The organism is Sneathiella aquimaris, from assembly GCF_026409565.1.
Taxonomy (GTDB): domain Bacteria; phylum Pseudomonadota; class Alphaproteobacteria; order Sneathiellales; family Sneathiellaceae; genus Sneathiella; species Sneathiella aquimaris.
In genome coordinates this window covers 1,900,009-1,920,976 of record NZ_CP112881.1, presented here as the reverse complement: position 1 = coordinate 1,920,976, position 20,968 = coordinate 1,900,009, and the positions used below count along the sequence as shown (strand labels likewise).

At 49.0% G+C, this 20,968-nt stretch carries 24 protein-coding genes; 23 read left to right on the top strand and 1 reads right to left on the bottom strand.

Translation table 11 applies throughout. The features are described from left to right. Nucleotides 1-313 precede the first annotated feature (313 nt). The 10 genes from OIR97_RS09100 to OIR97_RS09055 are packed head-to-tail and all read left to right on the top strand — an operon-like array spanning nt 314 to nt 8,674. Entirely contained in the window at nt 314-787 is a 474-nt protein-coding gene (locus OIR97_RS09100) for a Na+/H+ antiporter subunit E (protein WP_169545332.1), read from the top strand. After that, nucleotides 784-1,077 (top strand): monovalent cation/H+ antiporter complex subunit F, encoded by a 294-nt coding sequence (locus tag OIR97_RS09095; RefSeq protein ID WP_181017913.1) that lies wholly within the window; start codon nt 784-786, stop codon nt 1,075-1,077. The genes OIR97_RS09100 and OIR97_RS09095 overlap by 4 nt, the downstream gene beginning before the upstream one ends. Next, a complete protein-coding gene (gene mnhG / locus OIR97_RS09090) occupies nt 1,077-1,418 on the top strand; it encodes a monovalent cation/H(+) antiporter subunit G (RefSeq protein WP_219821705.1) in 342 nt (113 codons plus the stop codon). The genes OIR97_RS09095 and mnhG overlap by 1 nt, the downstream gene beginning before the upstream one ends. Then, nucleotides 1,415-2,497, top strand: a complete 1,083-nt coding sequence (locus OIR97_RS09085) for a Na(+)/H(+) antiporter subunit B (protein ID WP_169545331.1) — start codon at nt 1,415-1,417, stop codon at nt 2,495-2,497. The genes mnhG and OIR97_RS09085 overlap by 4 nt, the downstream gene beginning before the upstream one ends. Nucleotides 2,498-2,507: 10 nt before the next feature. Next, nucleotides 2,508-2,864 (top strand): cation:proton antiporter subunit C, encoded by a 357-nt coding sequence (locus tag OIR97_RS09080; protein WP_169545330.1) that lies wholly within the window; start codon nt 2,508-2,510, stop codon nt 2,862-2,864. Nucleotide 2,865: 1 nt separating this feature from the next. Next, nucleotides 2,866-4,365: a monovalent cation/H+ antiporter subunit D family protein gene (locus OIR97_RS09075; RefSeq protein WP_219821704.1), complete on the top strand. Its 1,500-nt coding sequence runs from the start codon at nt 2,866-2,868 to the stop codon at nt 4,363-4,365. Then, complete coding sequence (locus tag OIR97_RS09070; protein WP_169545329.1) at nt 4,362-5,870, top strand: proton-conducting transporter transmembrane domain-containing protein; 1,509 nt, start codon at nt 4,362-4,364, stop codon at nt 5,868-5,870. Before OIR97_RS09075 ends, OIR97_RS09070 begins: the two co-directional genes overlap by 4 nt. A 10-nt stretch (nt 5,871-5,880) precedes the next feature. After that, nucleotides 5,881-6,114, top strand: a complete 234-nt coding sequence (locus OIR97_RS09065) for a hypothetical protein (protein WP_169545328.1) — start codon at nt 5,881-5,883, stop codon at nt 6,112-6,114. Further along, the gene (locus OIR97_RS09060; RefSeq protein WP_169545327.1) at nt 6,107-7,798 is read left to right on the top strand and encodes a Na(+)/H(+) antiporter subunit D; all 1,692 of its coding nucleotides are present in this window, start codon (nt 6,107-6,109) and stop codon (nt 7,796-7,798) included. The genes OIR97_RS09065 and OIR97_RS09060 overlap by 8 nt, the downstream gene beginning before the upstream one ends. Before the next feature lie 9 nt (nt 7,799-7,807). Further along, nucleotides 7,808-8,674, top strand: a complete 867-nt coding sequence (locus OIR97_RS09055) for a ChaN family lipoprotein (protein WP_169545326.1) — start codon at nt 7,808-7,810, stop codon at nt 8,672-8,674. On the opposite strand, the gene OIR97_RS09050 is transcribed toward OIR97_RS09055, so the two are convergent. Beyond that, nucleotides 8,671-9,276 carry a Panacea domain-containing protein gene (locus tag OIR97_RS09050; RefSeq protein WP_169545325.1) on the bottom strand — a complete coding sequence of 202 codons (606 nt, stop codon included), beginning with the start codon at nt 9,274-9,276 and terminating at the stop codon, nt 8,671-8,673. The two genes, OIR97_RS09055 and OIR97_RS09050, sit on opposite strands and share 4 nt — an antisense overlap. A gap of 217 nt (nt 9,277-9,493) precedes the next feature. Between OIR97_RS09050 and OIR97_RS09045 the strand changes: the two genes are divergently transcribed. The 13 genes from OIR97_RS09045 to OIR97_RS08985 all read left to right on the top strand — a co-directional run bounded on the left by OIR97_RS09045 (nt 9,494) and on the right by OIR97_RS08985 (nt 20,966). Beyond that, entirely contained in the window at nt 9,494-10,156 is a 663-nt protein-coding gene (locus OIR97_RS09045; protein WP_267177818.1) for an SRPBCC family protein, read from the top strand. A gap of 170 nt (nt 10,157-10,326) precedes the next feature. Then, on the top strand, nt 10,327-10,794 hold the full coding sequence (locus OIR97_RS09040; RefSeq protein WP_267177817.1) for a (2Fe-2S)-binding protein: 468 nt from the start codon (nt 10,327-10,329) through the stop codon (nt 10,792-10,794). 3 nt (nt 10,795-10,797) lie between these two features. Next, on the top strand, nt 10,798-13,149 hold the full coding sequence (locus tag OIR97_RS09035; RefSeq protein WP_267177816.1) for a xanthine dehydrogenase family protein molybdopterin-binding subunit: 2,352 nt from the start codon (nt 10,798-10,800) through the stop codon (nt 13,147-13,149). A gap of 15 nt (nt 13,150-13,164) precedes the next feature. Beyond that, nucleotides 13,165-13,953, top strand: a complete 789-nt coding sequence (locus tag OIR97_RS09030; protein WP_267177815.1) for an FAD binding domain-containing protein — start codon at nt 13,165-13,167, stop codon at nt 13,951-13,953. A gap of 130 nt (nt 13,954-14,083) precedes the next feature. Continuing rightward, the gene (locus tag OIR97_RS09025) at nt 14,084-15,007 is read left to right on the top strand and encodes an AAA family ATPase (RefSeq protein ID WP_267177814.1); all 924 of its coding nucleotides are present in this window, start codon (nt 14,084-14,086) and stop codon (nt 15,005-15,007) included. Nucleotides 15,008-15,265: 258 nt separating this feature from the next. Next, nucleotides 15,266-16,483 (top strand): vWA domain-containing protein, encoded by a 1,218-nt coding sequence (locus tag OIR97_RS09020; RefSeq protein WP_267177813.1) that lies wholly within the window; start codon nt 15,266-15,268, stop codon nt 16,481-16,483. Next, complete coding sequence (locus OIR97_RS09015; RefSeq protein WP_267177812.1) at nt 16,480-16,818, top strand: XdhC family protein; 339 nt, start codon at nt 16,480-16,482, stop codon at nt 16,816-16,818. The genes OIR97_RS09020 and OIR97_RS09015 overlap by 4 nt, the downstream gene beginning before the upstream one ends. Before the next feature lie 11 nt (nt 16,819-16,829). Continuing rightward, a complete protein-coding gene (locus OIR97_RS09010; RefSeq protein WP_267177811.1) occupies nt 16,830-17,519 on the top strand; it encodes an XdhC family protein in 690 nt (229 codons plus the stop codon). Next, complete coding sequence (locus OIR97_RS09005; RefSeq protein ID WP_267177810.1) at nt 17,516-19,147, top strand: molybdopterin-binding/glycosyltransferase family 2 protein; 1,632 nt, start codon at nt 17,516-17,518, stop codon at nt 19,145-19,147. The genes OIR97_RS09010 and OIR97_RS09005 overlap by 4 nt, the downstream gene beginning before the upstream one ends. Nucleotides 19,148-19,154: 7 nt before the next feature. Further along, on the top strand, nt 19,155-19,589 hold the full coding sequence (locus OIR97_RS09000; RefSeq protein ID WP_169545323.1) for an iron-sulfur cluster assembly scaffold protein: 435 nt from the start codon (nt 19,155-19,157) through the stop codon (nt 19,587-19,589). Beyond that, nucleotides 19,589-19,795 carry a DUF1289 domain-containing protein gene (locus tag OIR97_RS08995; protein WP_169545853.1) on the top strand — a complete coding sequence of 69 codons (207 nt, stop codon included), beginning with the start codon at nt 19,589-19,591 and terminating at the stop codon, nt 19,793-19,795. The genes OIR97_RS09000 and OIR97_RS08995 overlap by 1 nt, the downstream gene beginning before the upstream one ends. A 110-nt stretch (nt 19,796-19,905) precedes the next feature. Continuing rightward, nucleotides 19,906-20,085, top strand: coding sequence for a hypothetical protein (locus OIR97_RS08990; protein WP_169545322.1), 180 nt, complete (start codon nt 19,906-19,908; stop codon nt 20,083-20,085). A 344-nt stretch (nt 20,086-20,429) separates the two neighbouring features. Further along, a complete protein-coding gene (locus tag OIR97_RS08985; protein ID WP_169545321.1) occupies nt 20,430-20,966 on the top strand; it encodes a PadR family transcriptional regulator in 537 nt (178 codons plus the stop codon). The last annotated feature ends 2 nt before the right edge of the window (nt 20,967-20,968 follow it).

The window sequence follows — 20,968 nt, the reverse complement described above, 5'->3', positions numbered from 1 at the left end:
TTTTAGTCGTTAAAAAAAGGCAAAATCCAGACTTTCAGGATCCTTTTGTTCAATCGGCAACTAAATCTCCACATTGTTCGAGCGTGTTTCTGGTTTTTTTTAGAGGGCCGCCTCTTGAATAGTACGGGACTACGTTTAGTTTATTATCAGAACAAAAAGGGGACCAACCGACCAGATATGGTGTTGTTGCAACAAACAGGGATCGTTTCGCGCCATTGCGCTTGCAGCCTTGACCGTCGCATGGCATACACGGTCACAAACATACAATTCGAAACAAACAGGCCCCAAGCCTGACAGGGATAAGGAACATGTCTTGCAAATTATCAGCCTGATTTCAATTCTAATGGCTGTCTGGCTATTGTTGTCAGGGATCTACACACCGATGACAATTGGCTTCGGAATCGCGTCGTGTATTCTGGTTACGATTATTGCAAGACGCATGGATGTTCTGGATCGCGAAGGGCATCCTGTTCATTTGGGCCCCCAGATTTTTTCCTATTGGGCGTGGCTATGGCTGGAAATTACTAAAGCCAACATCGATGTTGCAAAATGCGTCCTGTTTCCGAAAAAATATCTGAACCCCAGTTTTTTCAGCAGTAAACTCACACAGAAAAGCGATTTGGCAAAAGTCATTTACGCAAACTCCATCACGTTGACCCCGGGAACGGTGACAGTCGATCTTCATGATGACACCGTTATGGTTCACGCCCTCACCAAAGGGACCGCGGATGGTGTTAAATCAGGCGACATGGATCGCAGGGTAACTCGATTGATGGGTGAAGAATGAGTATTTTTGTCGTAACCGCAATTGCGCTTCTAGTGAGCGTTGCAATGGCCCTCGCCCGGGCCATCATGGGCCCTACCTCTTATGATCGGATTCTTGCAGTCAACGCCATCGGCACCAAAACAGTTCTTTTGATTGCCGTCGTCGGGTTTATGAACGGACGGCCGGACTTTCTGGATCTGGCTCTTGTCTATGCGCTCATGAATTTCATTGGTACCTTGGCTGTCCTTAAATATTTCAAATTTGGCACTTTGCGCGGAGGTCTGTCCGGCACTCCCAAAGGAGATCGCTGATGGAAATGATTGTGGAAATCGCGACCTGGGCTCTGATGCTGGCAGGATGCGTTCTTGTTCTGATGACCGGTCTGGGTCTTATTCGTTTTCCTGACTTGTATACACGTATACATGCGGGCGGTATGGCGGACACTCTGGCAACCTTGCTTATTTTTTCAGGCCTGGCCCTGCAAAGCGGCTTTACGTTGGTTACTGTCAAATTGGGATTTATTGTCGTTTTCCTGTTTTTCACCAGCCCAACGGCCACTTACGCCCTGGCTCAGGCGGCGTTTACCGCAGGACTGAAACCCAAACTGGACACAACTGTGTTGCCTTCAGATAAAAACGAGGCGTCGGAATGATGCAGGAGTTCACGGATATCTTTCTGATGCTGCTACTGGTGGCAAGTGCGTTGGCGGTTTTGTACGTGCGCAATCTATTTGTGGCGACGATGCTTCTGGGGGCCTTAAGTTTCATCATGGCCCTTCTTTTCGTTACGCTGGATGCCGTTGATGTAGCCTTTACCGAGGCGGCGGTTGGCGCCGGTATCAGTACGGTTTTGTATTTGGGAACATTGGCTCTTGTAGGATCACAGGAAAAAGTATCCCTCAAGAAAAGCGCGCTTCCCCTGTTTCTGTCGCTGGCTGTTGGCGGTGTTCTTGTCTATGCCACGCTGGATGACAGAATGCCGATTATCGGATCCGCTGAAACGCCTGTTCAAACAAGCAAACTTACGGATCGGTTTATCAACAAAAGCGGCCAGGAAATCGGTATTCCAAATATTGTAACATCCGTTCTGGCAAGTTATCGCGGCTTTGATACCTTTGGTGAGGTAACGGTTGTTTTCACAGCAGGCATCGGCGTTTTGATTATTCTGGGTCAAAGACGCCGCCGCAAGGAAGACGAATTGGAAGACGGCTCGGATGCTGACGCTGAAACAGTTTCTGAAAACGAACAAAATGCAGATGATGGCACTGGGGTTGAGTCAAAAGAACAGCTGGGCAGCCCCCACGATCTGGTGCCCCATGTAGTCTCTAAGCTGTTAATCCCATTTATTTTGATTTTCGCGTTATATGTCCAGTTTCATGGTGACTTTGGGCCGGGCGGTGGCTTTCAGGCCGGTGTCATGATGGCCGCCGGGTTTATCCTTTATTCCCTTATCTTCGGCCTGCATCTGACAAAAAAGATCCTCTCGACGCGCGCGGTCGAATATCTCATCGTTGCGGGTGTCCTTTTGTATGGAGGCGTGGGGGTTGTAAGTATGCTGAACGGCGGAAATTTCCTGGACTACAACGTCCTATCCTCTGATCCGGTTGCTGGGCAGCATCTGGGCATTCTATTAGTTGAGCTTGGCGTCGGCATTACAGTGACCGCGGCAATGCTGGCAATCTTTTATGGATTTGCCGGGCGTGCCGAAGGTCGCGGTGAAGACGTGAATTAGGGGCGGCGGAATGTTATTTGAAAACTTCAATTACTGGATATTTGTGATCCTGTTTGTTATCGGTCTCTTTACGGTAATGAGCCGTACCAACCTGATCAAAAAAATGATCGGTCTTTCGCTCTTTCAAGTGTCGGTTTTCCTGTTTTACATCACAATGGGCAAGATTGATCTGGGAACAGCCCCGATCTTGATCGCTGACCGCCCTGACATCGTCTACTCAAACCCCTTGCCCCACGTTCTGATCCTGACCGCAATTGTGGTTGGAGTTGCAACCACAGCCCTTGGATTGTCCCTTGTTGTCAGGATTAAAGAGACCTTCGGTACAATTGACGAGGACGAAATCCTCCTTCAGGAGGAAAAGCGTTAATATGACTGGTTTGATGTCCCATGCGCCCGTTCTGGCGATTATTATCCCGCTGCTTGGTGCGCCAGTATGTGCATTGATGCGCGGTACGACATTCCCGTGGCTTCTGACCCTGATTTTGAGTGGGCTTTCCTTTTATGTAAGCTTTGATCTTTTGCTTCATGTGTCAGAGTTTGGACCTGTTTCCTATCATATAGGCGGATGGCCACCTCCTTGGGGAATTGAGTATGTCGCGGATCCGCTTAGCGCATTTGTCATGCTGATCATCAGTGGTATCAGTACTGGCGTTCTTTTATATGCAAAAGAGAGCATCGCGTCAGAAGTCTCCAGTAAGCATCTTGGTCTGTTTTTCGCAGCTTATCTGCTTGCCTTAACAGGAATGATGGGGATAACGGTCACAGGAGATGCCTTTAACATTTTTGTATTTCTCGAGATTACCTCCCTCTCCTCTTATGTCCTGATCGCAATGGGCGTTACGCATGATCGTCGCGCCCTGACAGCCGCCTTTCAGTATTTGATTGTTGGTACCATCGGCGCGACCTTTGTTCTGATCGGCGTTGGCATGCTGTATTTAATGACCGGTACATTGAATATTGCCGAGATCACCGCCCAGTTTGATACGATTGCCGACACCCGACCTGTGCGGGCGGCGGTTGGCTTTTTGATCATCGGTATCGCCATCAAGCTGGCGATGTTCCCGTTCCATATCTGGCTGCCAAACGCCTATGCCTATGCGCCAAATATCGTAACCGCGTTTTTCGCCGGAACCGCAACCAAGGTGTCTGTCTATTTGCTGATCCGCTTTATTTTCACGATTTTTGGAGTGGATTTCAGTTTCGAGATTGTCAGTCTCTCTGAGTTGTTGATGCCGCTTGGGATTGCAGCATTCCTCAGCATGTCTGTTGTGGCAGTTTTTCAAGACAACCTAAAGCGTCTGTTGGCCTATTCCAGTGTTGCCCAATTAGGATATATGACGGTTGCTATCGCGCTTGCCAGCGAGTCTGGTTTGACAGCCAGTATCCTTCATATTTTCAACCATGCCATTGTGAAGACAGGACTGTTTCTTGCGGTGGGCGCGATGTTCTTCCGTATGCAAAGCACGCAGATCAGCGACCTTGCCGGAATTGGGCAACGGATGCCGCTAACCTCAATGGCGTTTGTTCTGGGCGGGCTTTCCCTGATCGGGGTTCCTCTTACTCCTGGCTTTATCAGTAAATGGTATTTGTTGCAGGCAGTCCTTGAACGGGGTGATCTGTTGGGATACGCCCTTGCAATCAGCATGCTCATTTCATCCCTGCTGGCTGTCATTTATATCTGGCGCGTTGTTGAACAGATGTATTTCAAACCCTCTCCCGAAGGTGCAGCCACAGGCGAAGCCCCTTGGACAATGCTTGTTCCGATCTGGTTGTTTGTATTGGGTATGATTTATTTTGGAATTGAAACGAGTATGCCGGTTGGTTATGCCGAACAGGCGGCCAAATTCCTGATGGGAGGCCAGCCATGATTTACACACTGGAAACCCATATCTTTATCGCCCTGCTCATTCCCCTGATTGGGGGTGTCGGCGTTGCCTTATCTGATAAACTTCCGAACTTGCGTGATACAATCACTTTAGCAACCGCCGGTATTCTGTTTGCGAATATTTTAGTCATCCTGCCGCATATTCTGGACGGCGCACGACCGGAATTTGAACTGATCCAGTTCTTACCGGGTCTCGCACTAACGTTGAAGGTTGAACCTCTCGGCATGACATTTGCCGCTGTGGCATCCACGCTCTGGATTATCAATTCGCTGTATTCCATCGGATATATGCGCGGTAATAATGAAGTAAAACAAACCCGGTTCTATGTTTGCTTTACCATTGCAATCGCCGCAACCATGGGGATCGCGTTTTCTGGAAACCTGCTCACATTATTTGTCTTTTATGAAGTTCTCAGCCTGTCGACCTATCCGTTGGTCACCCATAAAGGAAATGCAGCGGCTTTAAAAGGCGGTCGCATTTATCTGGGTATTCTGCTGGGTACTTCCATTGGCCTCTTTTTGCCGGCCATTATCTGGACATGGACGCTGACGGGAACCACTGACTTTACCCTTGGCGGTATACTTGATGGCCATGTAAGCGCCGGAATTGCAGGCGTTCTGCTGTTCCTGTTCATGTATGGCATTGGCAAGGCGGCCTTGATGCCGATCCATCGCTGGTTACCGTCCGCCATGGTAGCGCCAACACCGGTCAGTGCGCTGTTGCACGCCGTGGCCGTTGTTAAAGCTGGCGTTTTTTCGGTTTTAAAGGTGATTGTATATATCTTTGGCATCGATTTCCTGACCGAAACCGGAACCGCCGAATGGCTCACCTGGATCGCCGCATACACGCTGATCGCCGCCTCTGTCGTTGCCTTAACAAAAGACAACCTGAAAGCCAGGCTTGCCTACTCTACAATCAGCCAATTGGCCTATATTGTCGTAGCGGCATCACTGGCGACCCCCGCGGCTGTTGCAGGCGGTGCCTTGCAAATCGTGATGCATGCCTTTGGTAAAATTACTTTGTTTTTCTGTGCGGGTGCGATTTACACCGCTACCAAAAGAACCGAAATCAAGGATATGCGCGGATTGGGCCGTCAAATGCCCATCACTTTCCTTGCCTTTTTTATCGGCTCCCTCAGTATCATTGGCATTCCTCCGCTGGGCGGAAGTTGGAGCAAGTTCTACATCATGCTGGGCGCGTATGAAGCGGACCAATTGATCATATTATTTGTGCTTCTTGTCAGCTCGCTGCTGAATATCGGATATTTGATGCCTATTGTCGTCAGAGGCTTTTTCTATTCTCCGTTGGGTCAAAAAGATCCCGTCGTGAAGATTGGCGAAGAGCGATCTTTCCTGTCTTGGGAAAATGTCAAGGAGGCCCCGATATTGTGTGTGCTTCCCCCTGCATTAACTGCACTGGCCTGCATCGCCCTGTTCGTATTGATCGATCCCATTTACCAGGCAATCATGCCTATTCTGAAACCGTGAGGTCAAAGACATGACACATATTTCAGACAGACTTCTTTATGTTCTTTTTGGGTTGGCTGCCTTGATTGCCTTGCCTGACATTCTGGCATTGTTTGAGTTGTTTTATCACCCCCATCCCTATACGGAGGTAGAAGAGATCCCTGTCTTTTATGGCTTATACTCCATGACGGTCTTCTTCCTGCTAATTGCGGTTGCCAAAGGGGTTCAAACCTTCCTTGCACGGAAGGAGGACTATTATGATTGACGGCCTTAATCCGGGACTGATCCTGATTCTGGGCGCGTTTATCGTGCCTTTCACATCCAGTTTCATCCGGTATATCCTGCTTCTGGCGCTTCCCGTACTTGGTCTTGCACAAATGGTAAGTCTGGGGCTTGGCAGCTGGGGCGAAGTTGACATAATGGGCATGAAACTGGTCATGACCCATATTGATCCACTTTCCCGAATTTTCGGGCTGATTTTTCATGTGGCGGCGTTTGCAGGCTTGCTCTATTCCCTGCATGTCAAAGATACTCAACAACAGATGGCGACCCTGATATATGCAGGCTCGGCCATCGCGGCGGTGTTTGCTGGTGATCTGATTACCCTTTTCTCCTATTGGGAACTGACAGCAATTTCCAGTGTCTTTTTAATCTGGGCGAGCCGTACTGAGCGTTCTTATCATGCCGGTATCCGTTATCTGATTATCCAGGTTACATCCGGCGTTCTTCTCCTGTGCGGCGTTGTTTTGTATTTTGGCGAAACAGGAACGGTTGCGTTCACAACAATGACATTTGGCAGCGCCGCCAGTTGGTTTTTCCTGATTGCTTTTGGCATCAAGGCGGCCTTCCCGCTGCTACACAATTGGGTTCAGGACAGTTATCCTGAGGCCACAGTCACCGGAACAGTCATTCTGTCCGCCTTTACCACCAAGCTTGCCATTTATGCCCTTGCACGGGCTTTTCCGGGTGTCGATCTGCTGCTTTGGATCGGCGCGGTTATGGTCATTTTCCCGATCGTTCATGCAACGCTTGAAAATGATCTACGGCGCACCCTGGCTTATTCCATGAATAGTCAACAGGGCTTCATGGTAATCGGGATCGGGATTGGCAGCGAACTTGCCCTGAACGGTGTCGCCGCCCATGCTGTCATCAGCATCCTTTATACCTGCCTGTTATTCATGGCGACCGGTGCGGTTCTTTACCGGGCCGGAACGGCAAAAATTTCGGAATTGGGGGCGGTTTATAAATCCATGCCAATAACGACATTTTTCGCGATATTAGGCGCCATGATCATTGTGGCCATGCCCCTGACGGGCGCCTTTGCATCCAAATCCCTGATTTTATCTGCCGCGTTGGACGGCAAACTCGTTCTTCTTTGGCTGGTCATGTTATTTGCTGCAATTGCCGTCATTGACAATGTCGGGATTAAAATTCCAGCTCTTGGCTTTTTTGGCAAAGACAACGGCACATCCCTGTCTGAAGCCCCCATGCATATGATCCTTGCGATGGCCATTTTGGGGGGCATCGCTATCGGCGCCGGACTGTTTCCAGAAAAATTCTTCAGCCTGCTGCCCTATGCAATCGAATATGAAGTATATACGGCAAGCCATGTTGTGACCCAGTTGCAAATGATAATTTTTGCTGTTCTCGGTTTTGCCTTGGCAGTTCGATTGGGGGTATACCCGATTGTTGCAAATACCAGAAATCTGGACACCGACTGGTTCTATCGCAAACTGGGGAAACAGTTTTTCCTATGGCTGGGTAAAAATGTCGACATTGCTTGGGCGTGGATCCTTGAAATGGGAAAAAACATCGTCGCGTCTGTGATTACCTTTGCGCAACAAACCCATGGCAATGGCGCTATGCTTTCCCGGACAACATCGTCCGGTGTTGCAGTCTCTGTTATCCTGGCGATCTTCGGCTTTGTCGTCGTTGTCGCTTACCTGTAAGGCATGGCCATGAAAGAACTGCTTCTCCCCCTGTTACTGCTGTCTGTTGCAGCCTGTGCACCAAGTGATCGCATGATTGCACCCTCTGGTGATACTGTCGCAAATGCCCGTGTTGCCTTAGAAAACGGAAAAATTGCAACCCGTTTACAGGATGCCGATTTTATTCTGATCGGGGAAAAGCACGATAATCCCGACCATCATAATGTGCAGTTGGCCTTACTACAAAAATTGCTCAAAAAAGACGATGTCGTCGTCTTTGAAATGATCAATCAGGAACAGCAACCGATTATCGATCGATTTATGGCGGGTGACCTGCCTTATTCTGCTTTGAAAGAAGCCTTGAATTGGGAGGCTTCCGGCTGGCCCGACTGGACATTTTACGGTCCTCTGCTTGAACAGGCTCAAAAAGTCGGCGCCCGTATGGTCTATGGCAATTACCCCAAATCTGAAATCCGCAAACAGATGATTGCCCGCAAAGATGCTCTTGACAGTCTCGATCCTGCTAAAATGGCGCAATTAAATGCGGATATAAAAAGCAGCCATTGCGATTTGTTGCCCGATGACGCCCTGCAACCCATGAGTAATATCCAGATTGCACGGGATAAACTAATGGCCCGCCAGTTAGCCGAGCATATCAAGGGCACAACTGCTTTCCTGATTGCCGGAAATGGACATGTCCGAAAAGATAGAGGCGTTCCCTATTATCTATCGCAGCAAGCAAAAGACAAATCGATACAGGTTCTAGGCCTTATTGAAGACACGGATCAGGCAACATTAAGTGATCCGTTTCCGGAATACGACCTGGTGTGGATCACGGATGCAACGCCTTTTAAGGATCATTGCGCTGCACTGAAAAAGAGATTTGGTAAAAGCTAGGAAAGATCTGACGATTTAATCCGTTTTTTCGGAACCCAACGGGTGACAGACCTTCCATCGGCGGTAAAGCGGACTTCCTGTTTATCAGAAGGAACAGCATCCAGATTAGAATGTTTTACGCTATAGGGCGAACCATCTGGGAACTGACTGACCCGGCTTTGCCCTTTAAAGTTGGAAAGCCCCCCCGGATACGCCGCTGCCATTTCGTCGATCAGTATTTCAGAATTCCGTCCACGCTTGGTTGCAAGTTTGATGGCGCTATCTGATGCAAGCGCTGTGCGTAACTCTTCCTGATCGCTTTGACCATAGGCATCCCAAACCGCGATAAGGACTTCTTCCACATGATCCGCAGGTGCGACAGCCGCATCTACAGATATTCCCTGTTCCAGAGCGAGAAAAAGATCCGGTTCGATCGGCCCGGCATCCGTTGCAAGGAATGTCGCCGGCATTAATTTCGCCTGATTATGTTCGCTGGCATAGAGTGCCTGTGAAAGATAAAGAATTTGCATCAAAAAGGGAGGCTTGAGTGCAGTACCTGACTGCCCTCCTCTTTCACCAAGCCAGGCAACAATATCAAATGTTGATCGGATCGCTGGACGCATCACTGTTTCCTTTTTAGAAATAATCCGTGCTTACCATAGTTTCTAATGGTTAATTGCCCCTTAACAGGATTAGCTGACCGTTCGATTCCGGATGATAAAAATAACATTTTTGAACGATCAGTTAGTTGTACCTCTTGCAGAGTATGCCAGTCATGGTTAAGGTTAAAGAAGTCGAAATCCAGTCATTAATCCAGATTATAAAAATTGAGGTATCCGCATGGAAATGAGCGGCGAAGAACTGATCAACGCCCCCAGAACAGTTGTATGGGACGCTTTGAATGATCCGGAAATCTTGCGTCAAGCCATTCCTGGCTGTGAAGAGGTTGTAAAAGATGGCGATACATCTTTCGCCGCGAAGGTAAAAGTGAAGGTCGGTCCGGTAAAAGCAACCTTTAAAGGGCAGGTCACACTCAGCAACATGGATGCCCCCAATGGGTACACCATTACAGGCGAAGGAAAAGGGGGCGCTGCGGGCTTTGGTAAAGGCGGTGCTGATATCAAATTGACGGAAACCGATGGCGGAACCCTACTTTCCTATGACGTTCGCGCGTCTGTTGGGGGTAAAATGGCGCAAATCGGATCACGGCTTATTGACAGCACGGCAAAGAAACTGGCTGGCGAGTTTTTTACCAAATTCAATGAATTGGTGAGCCAGCCTGCAGAAGCGGAAACTCCACTGGTTGAAGATGCTGTGGCACAGGAGCCGGACGCCGCTGCTCAGACCTCTGTACCGCAATCTGATGGCCCACTATCTCAGGATCAATCCGCCCCGATGTCAGCATCAGACACATCTGATAAACCGGGATGGATGAAACCATCCTTTTTGATCCCGGCCGCAATCGCTATCGTTGCCGTTATATACTTTTTGACGAAAGCATAACGTCAGGACGCGATCACAATCACAGATTATTCATGCTTCTTTTCTTGACCAAACAGACAAAGAATATGAAACTTAAAAAATCGATCGTAGTCACCGGATAAAAAATCCGTCTACGGCAGAAAATGACCCAGAAAATTGGGCCGAAAATTTGAGCTAGGGAGGAGATTCAAATGACAACCGTTACAATGACGGTGAACGGCAAGAATGTAACAGCGGACGTCGATCCGAACACACTTCTTGTACAATTCATCCGGGAAAATCTAAGGCTGACAGGAACCCATGTTGGATGTGATACCAGCCAATGTGGTGCCTGTACTGTCCATGTTGATGGCAGCAGCGTGAAATCCTGCACCATGCTGGCCGTACAAGCCGAAGGCGCAGACGTCACAACAATCGAAGGGCTTGCCAATGGCGACAATCTTCACCCTATGCAAGAAGCCTTTAAGGAAAATCATGGATTGCAATGTGGTTTTTGCACACCGGGAATGATTATGAGCGCCGTTGATCTGGTCAATCGGAACCCGAACCCAAGCGAAGAGACAATCCGCGAGGAACTGGAAGGCAACATTTGTCGCTGTACCGGTTACCACAACATTGTCAAATCTGTAAAAGCAGCTTCGGAGAATATGGGAGGGTGATCAATGTCAGTCGAAAATGGAATAGGCGTATCCGTTAAAAGAAAAGAAGACCAACGGTTTATCACCGGTAACGGCAACTACCTTGACGATATTAACAAAGCTGGGCAAGCCTACGGATATTTCCTGCGCTCACCCCATGCATTTGCAAGAATTAAGAATATCGATCTGTCCGAAGCGAAATCTGCGCCGGGCGTTGTGGATATATTTGTTGGGGCCGATATGGCAGCCGACGGTGTTGGTGGCCTGATTTGTGGCTGGGGCATCAATAACAAAGACGGTAGCCCGCATGCTGCCCCTCCTCACCCATGTCTGGCAGTCGATACAGTTAAACATGTAGGCGATCAGGTGGCCTTTGTTGTCGCAGAAACAGTTGAGCAGGCAAAGAACGCAGCTGAACTGATTGATGTTGATTACGAAGAATTGCAACCTGTTACAGACATTCAAAAAGCACTCGCCGCGGGGGCACCGCAAATTCATGAAGAAGCGCCCAACAATCAATGTTATGACTGGGAAATTGGAGATAAAGACGCTGTAGAGGCCGCCTTTGCCAACGCCGCTCACATCACGAAAATGGACCTGATCAATAATCGGTTGGCGCCTAACCCAATGGAACCCAGAGCCGCACTTGGCGAATTTGACAGGGGAACGGGCGAATATACCCTATACACCACCAGTCAAAACCCTCATGTTGCCCGCCTGATCCTGTCTGCATTTGTCGCGATTGCGCCTGAAAATAAACTTCGGGTAATTGCTCCGGACGTTGGCGGTGGTTTCGGCAGCAAGATTTTTGTTTACGCGGAAGAAACAACAACCATTTGGGCCTCTAAAAAAGTAGGTCGCCCGATCAAATGGACCTCTGATCGCTCAGAAGCCTTTTTGACCGACGCCCATGGCCGTGATCATGCGACACACGCTGAAATGGCGTTTGACAATGATGGCCATATTTTAGGGTTCCGGGTCGCAACAAAAGCCAATATGGGCGCCTATCTGTCCACATTCGCCTCTGCGGTTCCAACCTATCTATATGCCACCCTGCTGAACGGTCAGTATAAGATGCCGTGTATTTATGCAGAGGTTCAGGCTGGTTTTACCAATACCACCCCTGTTGATGCCTATCGTGGGGCTGGCCGTCCTGAAGCCACATATGTGGTTGAACGGATGATGGAACGCGCCGCCCGTGATCTGAATATGGATCCTACAGAACTGCGGATGAAAAACTTCATTCAGCCGGATGCCTATCCGTATGAAACGCCTGTCATCATGACCTATGACTCAGGTGATTATCCGCTGACAATGAAAACCGCCAAGGACATGATTGACTATTCCGGCTTTGAAGCCCGTAAAGCGCAATCTGCTGCCAATGGTAAACTTCGGGGCATTGGTTCAGCCGCCTATATTGAGGCCTGCGGTATCGCACCGTCTGCTGCGGTTGGTTCACTGGGTGCTGGAGTTGGCCTTTGGGAAAGCGCGGAAGTTCGTTTTAATCCAACAGGTTCCGTTACAGTCTTCACAGGCAGTCACAGCCACGGGCAAGGTCATGAAACGACCTTCGCGCAGCTGATCGCCGAAAAACTTGGCGTGCCTTTTGAAAGTGTTGAAGTTGTTCACGGTGACACAACAAAAGTACCGTTTGGTATGGGAACCTACGGGTCCCGCTCACTCGCCGTTGGCGGTTCTGCGATTGTGAAAGCGGCCGACAAGATCGTCGACAAAGCGAAGAAAATTGCGGCGCATCTGATGGAAGCATCTGCCGATGACATTGAGCACGAGCATGGTGTCTTTTCAATCGCAGGAACAGACAAGCAATTGACAATTGGTGAAATTGCATTCGCAGCCTACGTTCCGCATAACTATCCTGAAGATCTTGAGCCCGGTTTGGCGGAGAATGCGTTTTATGATCCGTTGAACTTCACCTTCCCCGCAGGTACTCATATCGCCGAAGTTGAAATTGATCCGAATACCGGGGTCGTTGACGTCGTCGACTGGGCCGCTGCGGATGATTTCGGAAACATCATCAACCCAATGATCGTTGAAGGTCAGGTGCATGGTGGTGTTGCTCAAGGAATTGGTCAGGCATTGCTGGAAGGCGTCGTTTATGACGATGACAGTGGTCAGTTATTGACCGGATCCTACATGGATTATTGTATGCCACGGGCCGATGACTTGCCAAACTTCAAGGTTGAAGCCACAAACACCCCCTGCCCTAGCAACCCACTAGGCGTAAAAGGGTGCGGCGAAGCCGGTGCGATTGCAGCGCCTGCAGCCTTGATGAACGCGATTACCAACGCCCTTGGTAAAGAGATAGACATGCCGGCGACACCAGAAAAAGTCTGGCGCGCCGCACAAAACGCCTGAGAAGGGAGATAGATTATGTATTCATTCGATTATGAACGCCCTTCGGGGATTAATGATGCCGCTGGGATGACAGGTGAGGATGACAAATTCCTCGCAGGGGGGCAATCTTTGCTACCTACTCTTAAACTGCGCCTGGCACAAGTAGACAAACTTGTCGATCTTGGTGGAATTGCCGAGCTGAAAGGGATTTCAGCAAATAGCGGCGAGGTATCAATTGGTGCCATGGTAACCCATGCCGAAGTTGCAACCTCAACCGATGTTAAAAATGCAATCCCAGCCCTTGCTGATCTGGCGTCCAGAATTGGCGACGCGCAGGTTCGCAACCGCGGTACAATTGGTGGATCCATTGCAAATAATGATCCAGCTGCTGATTATCCATCAGCGTTGGTCGCATTAGGCGCAACGGTTCATACCAACAAGCGGTCCATTGACGCGGAAGCCTTCTTTGTCGATCTGTTTGAAACCGCGTTGGAAGAAAACGAGATCGTGACCAAAGTAACTTTCCCAACTCCGGAAAAAGCGGCCTACGCCAAATTTCCAAACCCGGCGTCACGGTTTGCGCTTGTTGGTGTCTTTGTCGCCAAGACAGCGTCCGGAAGCCGTGTTGCTGTCACTGGTGCAGGCCCTTCTGTCTTCCGCCAGAGTGATATGGAAGCCGCACTTGATGGGAATTTCAGTGGAAGCGCCGTGTCTGGCATTAAAACAGACCCATCCGGTTTGAACTCAGATATCCACGCCTCAGCCGAGTATCGGTCAAACCTGATATCCGTCATGGCGGCGCGTGCAGCAGACGCCGCGTCCTAAGATACGGGTTTTAAAATTTAAAAGGGGAAGTTCGCTTCCCCTTTTCCTGCACTTGGTGTTAACGGGGTGACACCGTCGGGCCGTCAAGAAAGATCTTGAAATTTTCAGTCAGAGGATACCGCAAAAGATTATGCCCACGCCGCTTCCAAACTCTATCGATGCCGTTCATGATTTACTTAGAAATGCAAATTATGTCGCTGATCGCAGCCTCGCCACCGTTCTGTTCCTGTCATTAAAAATGGGCCGCCCCCTGTTCTTGGAAGGAGAAGCCGGCGTCGGAAAAACTGAAATCGCCAAGGTTCTGGCTGAACAGCTGAACAGACCACTGATCCGTTTGCAATGTTATGAAGGACTAGATGTCTCTTCTGCTGTGTACGAATGGAACTATGCCCGTCAGATGATTGAAATTCGACTGGCCGAAGCGACAGATACAGCAGAAAAAGACAAGCTGGCCAATGATCTGTTCTCCGAAAAATTTCTGATTAAACGCCCGCTGTTGAATGCTTTGGAAAATACTGGATCCGGTGCCCCAGTTTTATTAATTGATGAACTGGACCGCACTGACGAGCCATTTGAAGCATATCTTTTGGAAGTGTTATCCGATTTTCAGGTAACAATCCCGGAAATGGGGACTGTCAAAGCCGAAGAACCTCCCATCGTTATTGTAACATCGAATAGAACCCGGGAAATTCATGATGCCTTAAAACGCCGCTGTTTATATCACTGGGTCGATTACCCTGATGCTGAGCGCGAAAAAGAAATCTTGGCACGCAAGCTTCCGGGCGCCGATGCACGGCTTTCGGAGCAGATCGTCGCCTTTGTCCAGAAACTTCGTCAGGATCCGGGCTTATTTAAACTTCCCGGAATTGCAGAAAGCCTTGATTGGACAAATGCCCTGACCGAACTGAACGTTATGTCATTGGATCCCGATGTTATAAATGACACGCTGGGCGTTCTCTTGAAATATCAAGATGATATCGCCCGCGTACAAGGCAGCGAAGCGGCCAGCATCATCGATCAGATCAATAGCGAGATGGAACAGAAAGGTGCCTGACCAGATCGGTTTACCGATCCTCTGCAAGCCCATATATCGGCAGCAATGCCTATCATTTTTCGCCGTCCGCGACAAATTTTTGAAATCAGTTGATCCAGCCTCTGTAGGCTCAAAAATGCCGGAGTTTTGGATAAACCATAACAAAAGAATATGCGTTCGGTTCTTGCACAGCAGAACGGGCATTCATCAACCAAACACAAGATATAGTGATTGCGATCATTTCCAGGATGCTTCATTAAACGTCAGAATAAAGACCCTATGACAGAGCACAGCTTTACAGAACACGGCACCTTTGCCGAGAATATCCTGCATTTCGCACGCACCTTGCGGCGAGCGGGTATTCCTGTGGGCCCCGGCCGCGTGATTGAAGCCATTAAAGCTGTGGAATGTGCCGGACTTGAACGACGCGAAGATTTTTACTGGACGCTGCATTCCGTGTTTGTAAACCGCCACGATCAATGGCCCTTATTTGATCAGGCTTTTCATATCTTCTGGCGCAATCCGGACATCCTGAAGAAGATGATGGATATGATGCTGCCAACCACCTATCTGGACAAAGTGAAAGGCGATGAAGACGAAATTTCCAAACGTTTGTCACAGGCGCTTGCCCCATCAGAAGCACCAGATAGCGCAACAGAGGATCAAGGCGAGGAAATCGAGATCAATGCTGAACTCACCACCTCAGACAACGAACTGTTGCAGGAAAAAGACTTCGAAAGCATGAGCGTGGAAGAACTGGAGCAGGCGAAGAAAGCCCTTCAGAAACTCCGGCTGCCTATTCGGGAAGTAAAAACAAGGCGGCTCAAACCCAACCAACGAATTGGCAAAGTCGACATGCGGCGGACACTCCGGGCGTCTCAGCGTTCTGGCGGCGACATCATTCCTTTGCGGTTCAGATCGCCTGCCCGGCGTCATCCCCCGCTTATTATTCTGTGTGATATTTCGGGATCGATGACCCAATATAGCCGAATGCTTCTGCATTTTATGCATGCGCTGACCAACGATCGCGATCGCGTTCATACCTTTGTTTTCGGGACCCGTCTTACCAATATTACACGATATATGCGCTACCGGGACGTGGATGAGGCCTTGGACGCCGTCAGCGAACGGGTCGAAGACTGGTCCGGAGGAACACGGATTGGGGCGACAATTGCCGAGTTTAACAAATTCTGGTCCCGCCGGGTTTTAGGTCAGGGCGCTGTGACTCTGTTCATTTCGGATGGACTGGACCGGGATACCGGTGATGATTTGGGGATACAAATGGAGCGTCTTCATAAATCCTGTCGTCAATTGATCTGGCTAAACCCTCTGCTGCGATATGACGGGTTTGAACCAAAAGCAAAAGGGATTAAAATGATCCTGCCCCACGTGGATATCTTCAGAACGGTTCATAATCTGCAAAGTTTAGCCGACCTTGCGGAGATATTATCCGCCCCTGAACGCCCTCAATCCGCCAATGAAAGGTATGGAACATGAACACACAACTGGACTTGGCCGACAAAGACGATGTGATCCAAGCAGCATTAAGCTGGAAAACAGACGGGAAAAATGTTGCCCTTGCGACCGTCATTCAAACTTGGGGATCCGCACCGCGCCCAATGGGCAGTCAATTGGCAATCGATCAGGCTGGTAATATGGTTGGGTCCGTCAGCGGCGGGTGTGTTGAAGGGGCCGTGATACAGGAAGCTCTCGCTCTCATGGAAACCGGGGGATCAAAGACACTTGAATTTGGCGTTTCCAATGATGAGGCCTGGGAAGTTGGACTTGCCTGCGGCGGTAAAATACGGATCTTTGTTGAGACCCTAAATTAAGAGCAAGATATATGGACATCACGTTACTCCAGGAACTTCAGCAAGCCAGACTTAAAAAACAGCAGGTTGTTCTGGCAACCATATTATCCACGGGGAAAAGCCAGCTTCTACATCCGTTTGAAACGGCAGAAGACAGTGTTTTACTGAACGAGGCCCGCACGGCCCTCCGAAATGATAAACCACGGGAAGTCGAGACCGAGGATGGCCCTGTCTTCCTTAATATTTTTAATCCTCCTCTTAGGCTCTTCATTGTTGGTGCCGTTCATATTGCTCAAAAACTAGCCCCTATGGCCGCCGCCGCGGCGTATGATGTCACCGTCATTGACCCGCGCCGCAGTTTTGGATCTGATTTTCGATTTCCCGAGATAAAACTGGACGACCGCTGGCCTGATGAAGCGTTAGCTGAACTACGTCCGGACCGCCGCTCTGCCATCGTAACCCTCACCCATGACGCTAAACTTGATGACCCGGCTTTGGAAAGCGCGTTATCGTCTGATGTCTTTTACATTGGCGCTTTGGGCAGCACTCGGACAAATGCCAAACGTCGGGACAGGTTGACCAAGAAAGGTTTTTCTGACGATCATTTAGCCCGCATTCATGGCCCTGTCGGATTGGATATCGGGGCGCAGTCCCCTGCTGAGATTGCAATCTCCATCATGGCGGAAATGACAGCCTGTCTTCGCGGAAAACCGACGAAATGATCTTTGCACGTTTACCCCTTTCAAGCGCCGATGGGGCGATCCTTGCCCATGCTGTTGATTTGGGACCAGAAGGCATGCTTAAAAAAGGTCACCTTCTGGACCAGCAAACGCTAAAACAAATCGCAGCAGCCGGCCATGAAACGGTGCTTGCAGCGAAGCTTGAACCTGGTGACATTATTGAAGACGAGGCCGCAGAGATTCTGGCCGGTCATTTCACAGGCGAGAATGTAAGTGCTAAACCACCTTTTACAGGCAGAAGCAACCTGTATGCGCAAAAAGCCGGTATTGCCCGTATCAACCGTACCCTACTGAACAAGATCAACCGGATTGATCCCTCCATTACGGTTGCCACCGTCAAAGATTATGACAAAGTGGATGCTGGCCAAATGCTGGCGACCATAAAAATAATACCCTTTTCAACGCGAACAGAAGCCATCGATCAGGCAACCGAGTTTGCCGACCAGGAGGACACGCGCCTGCTAGCGGTCCACCCGTTCCTGTCCCGGAAAATCGGGGTTATCTCGACCCGCTTGAAAGGAACGTCCGACAAGCTGGTCGCAAAGTCTGAAAAGGTTCTGGAGGCCCGTCTTTTAGCCTGTAACAATCAAATTTCGGAACGTCTGGAATGTGACCATCATGAAGATGCCCTTGCTGATGCCATCGTCAGTCTGAAGGACAAAGGATGCGACCTTGTCATGATTTTCGGGGCCTCCGCGATCACTGATACCCGGGATATCATTCCAACGGCCATTACAAAATCCAACGGACAGATTGACCATTTCGGTATGCCTGTTGACCCGGGAAACCTTTTGCTGCTGGGACAATCCGACGACTGCCAGATTATAGGACTGCCCGGATGTAGCCGCTCGCCCAAGCTAAATGGGTTCGACTGGATTATGGAACGCCTTCTTGCCGGCCTTTCTGTTACAGCCGACGATATTATGGGAATGGGTGAAGGCGGGCTATTAAAAGAAATCGCCAGCCGCCCGCAACCTCGTGCCGGAAAGCGAACGAGTACTCAAATGAAAAAAACAAAAATTGCAGTCCTTCTTCTCGCGGCAGGACAATCCAGACGCATGGGAAAAAACAACAAATTGCTGGCCTTGATAGAGGGTAAGCCCATGATCCGACATGTGGCAGAGCAGGCATTGGCCAGCAAGGCAGACCACGTCCTGATGGTCACTGGCCATGAAGCGGATAGCGTTATGAAAAGTGTCTGGGATATTGATATTCCAAGCGTCCATAATCCTGATTTCGCAGACGGATTGTCCACATCCCTCAAACTGGGTTTTCAAGTATTATCCGAAAATTACGACGGTGTTCTTGTTTGTCTTGGGGATATGCCCTTTGTTTCGTTTGAAATTCTGAACCAGCTGATCGATCAGTTTGATCCTGAGGAAGGGCGCTCCATCGTTATTCCAACAGTATCAGGAAAACGGGGGAACCCAGTCCTGATTTCAAGCCAATATGCGGATGAAATTTCTGTTATTTCCGGGGATATGGGCGCTAAAGCCTTGATTAATGACAATGAAAGTCAGGTCCATACGGTGGAAATTGATAGTCCCAGTATTTTCGCTGATATCGATACACCGGAAATTCTACTAAACCTTGCGGCCCTGAAGAAGTGAGTAAATTGTGATTGAAGAACTCTACCAAAAAAACCTGATGCGACTGGCTGCAAATGCCCATGGTGCCGGCACGCTTGAACATCCTGACGCTGAAAGTACCATGGACAACCCCACATGTGGTGACCGAATAACCATTCAGATCAAGCTTGAAGATGGCCGGATTACCGAGCTTGCTCATGAAAACAGGGCCTGTATGCTGTGTCAGGCCTCTGCATCGTTACTCTCAGAAAATGCTATTGGCTTAAGCCTTTCAGATGTCCAGAAAATACGGGCCGAAGTCACGGCATTGCTGTCGGGCGAGACAACCAAAAATGAACTGACGTGGGAAAAGCTTGCGTATTTTGAGCCCGTAAAAGATCATAAAAGCCGCCATATATGTGTCATGTTACCGTTGAATGCGTTGGAGAAAATCCTATCTGACACAGAAAAGAAAGGTCCGTGATGCATAGAACAGTCATAAAACGCGGCAATCTGCCAGACATCCCGTCCCCTTGCACGGGTGTCTGTTCAATGGATATGTCCAACGAATATTGTGTTGGCTGCTTTCGAACACGGTTGGAAATTGGGGGCTGGATTCATTTGTCCAATGAAGAAAAACTCGCCGTTATAAAAACCCTGCGCGCCCGGCGGAAAGCCCACCAAGACTAAAAATTGTTTTATTCCAATAATTTTCCCGATTTCGCCACATTTTAGGCATGTTTTGACCCTATCGTTTAACAATCCGATGACCGGATCAATTGTTCAACGAGGACAAAATCATGTATCTGAAAACATTGACGACCCTGACTTTGTGTTTTCTTGCTGTCCTGTTCGTTGTCATGGTGCAAACAGTGCCGAACGCGACAAGCTTTCAGGTAGCAAATCACGAACCTTCTCTTATCAAGGTTATTTGCACAAAGAATGAACGCCCCCTCGCTTCACCCCTAAAACATATTTGACGGTCTGAATAACAGGAAGGCGCCCCCTCCAATTAGGATGATTGGGGATGATTCGTGTGTACGACATCGCCCCCGCGCGAATAACAAGCTGTGTCGATATCCCGATCTTCATTGCTGTTTTTCGAGAAAGACCTGCCGTCGATCCGCAGCCAAACACTAAAAAAGCAAATATTCACATATAAAAACAACAACAACCACTGCTTCGTGATGCGTGTCACAGACAGATTTTAATCAGATCGTAATGCTGCGACCATTATATCAATCCGACATATAGATCCGTTTGGCGCATTGATGGATCAAAGCCGGAATTCATGTCGAAAATTTATTGTGTGTAGTGGTATTCGATGAATGTAAAAACCCTGTGCTTGGGCATTCTCACACTTGAGGATGCGTCTGGCTACGAAATCAAAAAATCTTTTGAGAATCGTTTCAGTCAAGTTTTTGATGCTGGTTTTAGTTCAATCTATCCCGCATTACAGCAACTGACGAAGGACGGTCTTGTTTCGTGTCGGGAAGAGACACAAGACAAAAGGCCCAACAAGAAGGTTTATTCCATCACGCCCGAAGGACAAAAAACCTTCATTGAAGAGCTGAAGACCATCCCGGCACCCGATAAATTCAGGTCAGAAGCTCTTACAAAGTTAATGTTCGCTGATTTGTTGCCGGCAAGCTGCGTTTCTACTCTTATCGATACTATTTTGCTGTCATATGAGAAGTATATAGAAGACATATCCGCAGGGTGTGATAAGACACGCCCGCATTCAGAACAATTCTTATGCGGTTTTGGATTAACGATCCGAAAAGCCGCTATTCAGTATTTACACGACAACAGGCATCTTTTGGAAGATGACGCAGTTAGACAACAAAAGGCTGCAGAATAAAA